The 6,458-nt window shown below is 58.7% G+C and carries 6 protein-coding genes and 2 pseudogenes; all 8 read right to left on the bottom strand.

Annotated features, from left to right (window positions below; genetic code table 11):
* Positions 1–230: calcium-binding protein (locus tag NKJ26_RS23050; protein ID WP_502903177.1), on the bottom strand; the 230-nt coding region annotated here is incomplete at its 3' end.
* Between the two features lie 901 nt (positions 231–1,131).
* Positions 1,132–1,394 (bottom strand): annotated as a pseudogene (locus NKJ26_RS23045) (hypothetical protein); the annotation flags it as partial.
* Between the two features lie 2 nt (positions 1,395–1,396).
* Positions 1,397–2,347: a LysR family transcriptional regulator gene (locus tag NKJ26_RS23040; protein ID WP_023760349.1), complete on the bottom strand. Its 951-nt coding sequence runs from the start codon at positions 2,345–2,347 to the stop codon at positions 1,397–1,399.
* A gap of 66 nt (positions 2,348–2,413) precedes the next feature.
* Entirely contained in the window at positions 2,414–3,202 is a 789-nt protein-coding gene (locus NKJ26_RS23035; protein ID WP_023736275.1) for an ABC transporter permease, read from the bottom strand.
* A gap of 3 nt (positions 3,203–3,205) precedes the next feature.
* Entirely contained in the window at positions 3,206–4,117 is a 912-nt protein-coding gene (gene nodI, locus NKJ26_RS23030) for a nodulation factor ABC transporter ATP-binding protein NodI (protein ID WP_023760350.1), read from the bottom strand.
* A 43-nt stretch (positions 4,118–4,160) separates the two neighbouring features.
* Positions 4,161–4,406, bottom strand: a pseudogene (locus tag NKJ26_RS23025) (carbamoyltransferase N-terminal domain-containing protein); the annotation flags it as partial.
* Positions 4,407–4,441: 35 nt separating this feature from the next.
* Complete coding sequence (gene nodS, locus NKJ26_RS23020) at positions 4,442–5,050, bottom strand: nodulation methyltransferase NodS (RefSeq protein WP_023770905.1); 609 nt, start codon at positions 5,048–5,050, stop codon at positions 4,442–4,444.
* Between the two features lie 35 nt (positions 5,051–5,085).
* The gene (nodC, locus tag NKJ26_RS23015) at positions 5,086–6,444 is read right to left on the bottom strand and encodes a chitooligosaccharide synthase NodC (RefSeq protein ID WP_023784692.1); all 1,359 of its coding nucleotides are present in this window, start codon (positions 6,442–6,444) and stop codon (positions 5,086–5,088) included.
* Positions 6,445–6,458: the final 14 nt, after the last annotated feature.

Below are 6,458 nucleotides of genomic sequence, written 5' to 3'. Positions count from 1 at the left end.
GCGTTGAAGCGGCCGTTGTCGCCGGAGAGATCGTCCCAGCCATCTCCGCCGAAGATGCGGTCGTTACCCTCGCCGCCAAGGGCTCGGTCACTGCCCGGGCCAGCCGAGATCTCGTCGTTGCCGCCACGACCGTCAATCCAGTCACCGCCCTGGAAACCCTCGATCCAATCTTCACCCTTGGTGCCGAGGAGTGTTTCGGCATCCGGGCTACCCTCGATAATGTTTGCCATCGAAAAATACTCCTAATGATGCACCCTGCCTGACGCGTTCATATTGCTCATCGGGTAATTAGAGAAATCGATTGCTTGGATAGACACACATTTACGAAATGGATGCATTCACGTTCACTTCGCCCTTCCGCTGAGCAGTAGCGGGCTCGCAGGCGGCGGGGACGCGCCCAGACGATCGACCCGAACATTCACACTCAAACGGACGAGGAAAACTTGGTAACCAGCCGCCCTGGTTGGGCCCAAACCTCTCTCTGTTTGCTCGACGCCGGCATACCCGCACCGTAAGCGCTGGACGAGGACAAGTTCCGCTGGCCGCGGGTGGAGAACGGCGTGATCCGGCTTGCCGCGCCCAACTGATGGCGCTCGTCGAAGGCATGGACTGGCGCGCTTAAGCCGAACGGAGACGGCGTCCGACGTCGGCCGGATAGGCTGTGGCGAAGTGACTCAGGCGCAAAAGGCGGGCCTCTGGCCGTGCAAAATAAGCTTTTGTCGGCGTCATGACGAGAAGCGCTTTGGCCCGTCTCCACGAAATCGTTCCGCTCAAGGCGATATTCGTCCCCATGGCGGCGGAGAAGGCCGAACTGCAACAACTCCGGAGCGAAACACTCAAGGCCGAGATCGTCCGGATGGCGACACTCAACGAGCGTGCCCAGGAGAGGATCGCCGACCTTCAGGGATCGTCAAGCAGCTGGAGCGCGCCGCTTCGGTCGCAGCTCCGAGAAGCTCGAACGTGCCCAGCAGGCCTTCGCCTTCGAAATCCAGACCGGGCTCGGCGCGATTGAGTCCGAGCTCGAGGCCGCAAGACCGCAACACCGACAGGCGAGCCGCGACGTGGTGCGCGACCGCGCAAGGCGGTCCCGGCGCATCTGGAGCGGGTCGAGATCGTCATCCGGCCCGAGCCATGGGGGAAGAAGCGCTCCCGCAGCCAATCGTCCAGTCCGTCAAACGCCGTCGGCCGCACAGGCATGCGAAACGGAACAGTCCCGCTCTCGCTTAGATACCGAGGCACCGTGTTGCGCGCGCACCCGAATTCCTTCGCCCGTCGGTTCCCCAGCCAACCTCATGCCGCCGCAGCATCGCTGCCACCTCTTCAGGCTGAAGGATCTGCTCTCCTTGCATCGTTCTCGACAATGCAGGAATCGCCCAATCCCAATCGCCATCCATTCTCAATTCGGCCGACAAGTGAGACGCCCGGTGCTCTTAGGCAGGGTAATCATACGAGATGCCTCCTGCAACATCATTTCCCGCATCCATAGGCTTGCCGGATCATTATTGTGAAGCGCAGGCCATTGGACGGCCTCCGTGAATGCGGCAGGAAGTGGCGGCGGAAGTTCGACAATCCGCAAGGGTGTTAATTTCGCGAAATGCTGCGCCAGCCGCAACGGCATGGTCCCGATGCGGCTGGTGCCTGATAGAAGGGGCGGGATCATGCTAAAGCCGTGTACGACGACCTCGATACGTCTCTCGAAACCGTTCTCGAGCAAATACCATTCCTCGATGGAGGGCTGCCGGGTGTCCCCGAATTTAAGCACAACCTGCCCCATCGACAAGTATCGGTCGAATGTAAGTGGCTCTGACAGCTGCTTGTTCGTGCCGCAGCCTACGCATACGAGCATATCTTCGAACAGGGCTGCGCGAGGATGTTTCGACATGAACACTTCCGGCATAATCAGAAAATCAACGTCGCCGCGCCGGAGAAGCTCCTCGGGGTCGTCGGAAATAGGCAGACATTCGAAGCGGACGGCGGGAGCTTCCCGCGCAGCACGCTTTACGATCTTCTTAAAAAATACGAGTGTGAGGTAATCGGAAAGGATGATGCGGAAGCGACGATCCGATCCGACCGGGTTAAAGGGGTCCCAGGAAATAATCGACAGCTGGATGTGCAGCAATGCCTCCCGGACTGCTGTGGCGAGCCCCTCCGCGCGCGGTGTCAAAATGAGTTCGCGGCCGTTCATCGTAAATAGCTCATCGCTGAAATAGGCGCGTAACCGACCGACGGCGGCGCTCATGGCCGGCTGACTCAGGTTAATACTGCGGGCTGCGGCGGTGACTTTACGCTCCCTGATCAAAGCGTCCAGCACAACGAGGAGATTTAGATCGAGTCCCTTAAAACGCATGCATTGACCTATCCGACGCGTGGATGGGTATCGCCCAAACAATCAATTTCACGAATGGTGAGAGCGTCAACGCATCAGCCGACGACGAAACAGAGCAACCGATAGGAAGAACGGCAAAACCGTGTATATGCAAAGCGCGCCGATATGCAGGCCCATGCTGCCGGCGGGACGGCCAAGCATCGCCGGACGAATGAGGTCAATTGCATGTGCGAGCGGCAACAAGGAGGCGACGTCCTGAAAAGCGCCGGGCAATTGGTTGACCGGAAACATCGCGCCGCAAAGGAACAGCATGGGTGTTATAACAAGCGTATTATAAAATATGAAATATTCATAACTGGGCGCAAGCGCCGTGACGACCATCGCTAGACTCGCGAAGGCGAGGCCACTGAGAGCGATGACTGGCAGCAAGCAGAGGATGGATGGCCACGATGCGTAGCCTAGCGTGGTGGCAACAATAGTGATTGCTGTGCCCGCCATCAGGGCCTTGGTGGCTGCCCACGCCAATTCGCCGAGTAAGATATCGCCGAGCGTCAGCTGAGTGCATAGCATTCCTTCCCAGGTGCGCTGGTCGCCCATGCGGCCGAAACTCCCGTAAACCGTTTCAGCGGTCGCCGATGCCATCGCGCTTGTGGCAACCATGCCAGCCGCGAGAAACGCAATGTACGAAGTGCCCTCAACAGGACCTATCATTGTTCCGATTCCAAAGCCGAGACCGAACAGATAGATCATCGGATCGGCGAGGTTGCCGAGCACCGATGCAAGCCCGATTTTCTTCCATCCAAGATAGTTGCGGCGCCAAACCGCGACCCAATTCCACGCATTGGCGGGCATGCCCGCCGCATAACGTTCGCCCATTGTTCAGTCCTCCATCTCGCGCCCGGTTAGCCGCAAAAACACATCCTCGAGATTGGGAGGACGCTGCAGAAGGCGTAGACCCGCGCGCCCGCGTAGCTGCGCCAGCACCTGCTCCGGATCGGGTGCATAGCAAAAAAGCGTCTCACCGCTCACCTCAATGCGCTGTGCGTACGGCCGGATCAGCGCACCCAGTTCATGCGGATTGCCGCCGTAGACCTCGACCACGTCACAGCCGATCTGCTCGTCAATGAGTGCGGACGGGCGGCCTTCGGCGATCTTGCGCCCCTCCTCCATAACGCACAGCCGATCGCACAGCCGCTCGGCCTCTTCCATGAAATGGGTAGTCAAAAGAATAGTCTTGCCCCGCGCCAGCAGCGATCGCAGCCGTTCCCAGATCAGGTGGCGGGCCTGCGGATCGAGGCCGGTGGTCGGCTCGTCCATCACCAGCAAGTGCGGGTCATTGATCAGCGCACGCGCGAGCGTCAGGCGCCGCTTCATGCCGCCGGACAGTTCGGCGACGCGCGCATCCGCTTTGTTCTCGAGGCGGGCGAACTCAAGCAGCGATGGTATGACCGCATCGATCTGGCGTCTGCTCATCCGGAAGTAGCGCCCGAACACCAACAGGTTCTCGCGTACAGTGAACGCGGTATCAAGATTGTCGAACTGCGGGACCACGCCGATGCGCATACGTGCCAAACGCGCGCGCGCCGGCACTGGAACGCCGAGCACAGCAATCTTCCCCGCATCGGGCGATGTCATGCCGAGGACCATACGCGCAATCGTGCTTTTGCCCGCGCCGTTCGGTCCCAAGAGCCCGAAGCATTCCCCCGCCGCAACGCGGAACGACAGTCTGTCGACAACGAGCTTGTCATAAGTTTTGCTTACGTCAGTAAGATCGATCGCTACCATGGACATGGGTTCATTTTACCGAGAGGGACGCCAAGACTGGCGGTTGCTTGGTTGCCTGCCGGACCTGAAACTGTGACTCGTCTTCGCCATCCCAGCCGTCGATAACGAACTGATCGACATCACAAGGATTTAGCCCCTGTTCCGGTAAAGCGGCGACAATTGCGTAGAGATTATCGATGGCTTGGTAACGCGGATCGTTGTGCCGCTTTTCCTGGTCAACGCAGAAGACGAGCCGTCCATCCTCGACCAGGGCGATCGCCCCATCATGGGTCAGCTTGATACCAAAGATGCGCATAGTGTCTCCAGGTTAACGGCGATAGATTCGATTCATCAGGAAGCGGAAAGCGGGTTTCGGAAACGGACGAGCAAGCAGTCTTCGTTGACCGACTCGCCCCGACACTCAAGACGCTCTACCTCGATCAACGTTTCGTTCAGCATGGCGATGACCGGCTCAGCACCAGCGGCGTGACCCCAGCGACGGCAATTAGCATCCCTTGCCGATCCGAAGATCAGATGCCCGCCAGGCGCAAGCACCCGCACCAGGTTTTTGACGGCCGCGCGCATCTCGGCTATGTCTTCGAGATAGTAGAGGACCTCCGCCACAACGATCAGGTCAAACAACTCGTCGGTCGAAAACTGTTGAACATCGGAGACTATCCAGTTGATGCGCGACGGCTCGTTTATCCGTTGACGTGCTCGAGCAATCGCTTGCGCCACGACATCGATGACGGTGAGCCCTTGGCAGTAGGGGGCTAGTTTTTCCGTGAATGCGCCGGCAGCGCACCCGACTTCGAGGGCATTTGAAATGGAGCCTTGGGCAAGCGCCAGCTGGAGCATTTGCGTGTGGCGCTTCCGCTCGAACGGATTGCCGTCGAGAAGCCACGGATCGTCTGCGGCCAATTCCCGATCAAGCAACTGATGATTCACGTTCTGGGTCAAACTCGTGCACCTCTCGCCCACTAGGTAATTAGCGATCACTCGTCGCCGCAAATGTTGCCCGACAGCACTAATTCCGAAGAATCCCGCGCAAGATTGAGCCTGCGAAGCGGAGCCGCATGCGGCGAGAATTCTGCCCTGCTGGAACCAGTGATCGGAGTTTGGGTGGGGGCCTGTTTTCCCCCAGTGTTCGATGTAGCGACAGCAGAGCCTCGCGACAGCCAATCGCTATTGCTCAATGTACACAGCGCGTAGGCTTTCAACGGAAGCAAGAGAAAGATGTTGATGAACGTGTGCAGCGAAAAGCCCAGAAATCGAAACTGTCGGGCACGAAATGCTACCACGCTGCATCGGAGCATGGTCATGGACACAATCATCAGTCCTGTCCACCAAGGCACAGAGCCTGTCAGTGCGAAATGTGCGAGGCCCGTTAATACCGATACGGCGAGGAGTAGCGCGCCGAGATTCTGTCCGACCACGTCCAACGTGAGATAGCTATTCAGGCTGGGCAGCAAGCGCAGCCCAAGCAGCGTGTCCCGGAATGTGCTTCGTGCCCAACGGAGTTGTTGGCGCAGATACGGTCCTAGTCTGTTCGGGACGACTGTGGCCGCGATGGCGCTCGGAACGTACTCGGTTCGAAAGCCTGCTTTCAGCATCAGGATAGTAAGATGGCGATCCTCACCGAAGTCGCTTGGCTTGCCCCGAAAAAACTGCGACTCGTACTGGTCCAGTAACAAAAGGAGCGCAGACCGGCGGTACATGGCACATGGGCCGCAACAGCACATAACGGCACCGAAGCGAGCCTGCGCCGCGCGCTCCTCGTTGCAAGCCAGCCAGTACTCCATGTCTATCAGCCTGGTCAGCCAGCTCTCGGTCCGGTTACTGGCCGTCAACTGACCCATGACTGCGCCGACCGCTGAATCTCGCATCTTCGGTACAAGCTTGGCAATGACGTCGGACGCGAGTAACGTGTCTGAATCAACGTTAAGCACCAGATCCCCTGATGAGCGGCGTATCGCGGCGATCTGCGCCTTGCGCTTTCCAACATTCTCGGGAAGCAAAATGATGTCGAACCTAGGGTCGCGCGCGTAGGCTTCGTGGACAGTTCCTAAGGCTTCGCGATTTCCAGAACCGTCATCAACCACATAGACCCGAAGTCTTCCGGCGTATTCTTGGTCGGCAATGGAAGCCAGGCACTCTGAAAGCGTGCGCGGATCCTCGTTGAAGCAGGGGACGATGACATCCACGCTGGGCAGTTGATCGGAGCCGACGAGAACCTCCAACGCCGATGAGTCGTTTGTCGGCAGAGCATAAAGCCCCTGCATGCTCTTATAAGCAGTCGAGAGCAGCGCATAAAGCGATATGGCCACAGTGCTGGTTGTACCAAGAAGAGTCATGGGATCTCGTTTGT

The organism is Mesorhizobium sp. M0152 (assembly GCF_040322415.1).
In the GTDB taxonomy this organism is placed as follows: Bacteria; Pseudomonadota; Alphaproteobacteria; order Rhizobiales; family Rhizobiaceae; genus Mesorhizobium.
This window is presented reverse-complemented; position numbering and strand designations above follow the sequence as displayed.

What these genes read in the sequence shown, in the direction of transcription:
- NKJ26_RS23035 (WP_023736275.1), bottom strand. Translation starts at nt 3,202, where the DNA reads ATGGGCGAACGTTATGCGGCGGGCATGCCCGCCAATGCGTGGAATTGG.
- nodI (WP_023760350.1), bottom strand. Translation starts at nt 4,117, where the DNA reads ATGTCCATGGTAGCGATCGATCTTACTGACGTAAGCAAAACTTATGAC.
- NKJ26_RS23040 (WP_023760349.1), bottom strand. Translation starts at nt 2,347, where the DNA reads ATGCGTTTTAAGGGACTCGATCTAAATCTCCTCGTTGTGCTGGACGCT.
- nodC (WP_023784692.1), bottom strand. Translation starts at nt 6,444, where the DNA reads ATGACTCTTCTTGGTACAACCAGCACTGTGGCCATATCGCTTTATGCG.